Source organism: Campylobacter sp. US25a (assembly GCF_004379075.1).
Lineage (GTDB): Bacteria > Campylobacterota > Campylobacteria > Campylobacterales > Campylobacteraceae > Campylobacter_D > Campylobacter_D jejuni.
On sequence record NZ_RYYM01000061.1, the window covers coordinates 1 to 977 of the forward strand.

At 23.3% G+C, this 977-nt stretch carries 1 protein-coding gene and 1 pseudogene; both read right to left on the minus strand.

Annotation, left to right across the window (positions count from 1 at the left end):
- Positions 1-403: 403 nt before the first annotated feature.
- Positions 404-595 carry a hypothetical protein gene (locus ELQ12_RS09720; RefSeq protein ID WP_002779581.1) on the minus strand — a complete coding sequence of 64 codons (192 nt, stop codon included), beginning with the start codon at positions 593-595 and terminating at the stop codon, positions 404-406.
- Positions 588-977, minus strand: a pseudogene (locus ELQ12_RS09725) (DNA methylase); the annotation flags it as partial. The pseudogene ELQ12_RS09725 and the gene ELQ12_RS09720, both read right to left, overlap by 8 nt.

Consider the following 977-nt stretch of genomic DNA (forward strand, 5'->3'; position numbering starts at 1 on the left):
TTTTTGTCTTTTCGTGGGTTTGGATTTGGAGTATTTTTTAATTGAAAAATTTACAAAAATTTTAGAGTGAAGATAGGTAAAAAAATAAAAATAAAAATAAAAAATGATAGATAAAAAAACAAAAAAAATAAATCAAAATAAATATAGTTTTGCTGTAATTTTCTCTTTGAATTTTTGCTCGTGAAAAGTACAAGATAATTTTTTTATTTTTTTAATCATTTAAAAAACAATATTTTTTATATGAAAATTCACAGAAAAAAAAGATAAAATTTTAATACTAATTTTAATTAATTTTATTTTAAGTCTAAAATATATAGAGATAAAAGTAGTATAAAAAATACTTATTTTTTACTTGTTTTTAATTGATTTTTATATCTAAAATATTTTTCTCATAAAAACATGATTACTCGTTTATATAGATAGACTTTTCAAGCTTTCTTTCCATTTCTTTTTTCTTTTTTTCAATTGCTTCATCAAATCCTTTAAGCACTGAAAATGGAGCAAACTGTGCCGCTCTTTTTTCTAATGGCATAAGAGGATATTTTGTAGATTTTTTGTATTTAATATTAATAATATCATCGTGGTTATTAGGCATTGTGTCCTCCTATTTGCGAATTAATTTTTAAGCCATTTTCAAGACTCGAGGCTTTAAAAATAGATTTTTTTCCATATTTGTGAACAATCGCGAGTCTAGCTTTTTGTAATTTCTCTTCTTTTATAAAATTTTTATTTTCCTTCTGTTCTATGTCGGCAAAAAGACTGGGTTCTTTAATTTTTTTTATCGTGTCATTTTTTACAACATTATTAAGAGTAAGACTTATTTTTCTAATTAAAAAATCAGCATTAACTATTAAATCAAACAATTCTAAACCTTTATTGCAAATAGTTTCCAAGGAAGAGCTGTGGTAATCCAAATTGATTGTTGAATGTGCATTTTTTGGAATAGATCTTCCATAGGAATCTTTGCTCATTGGACC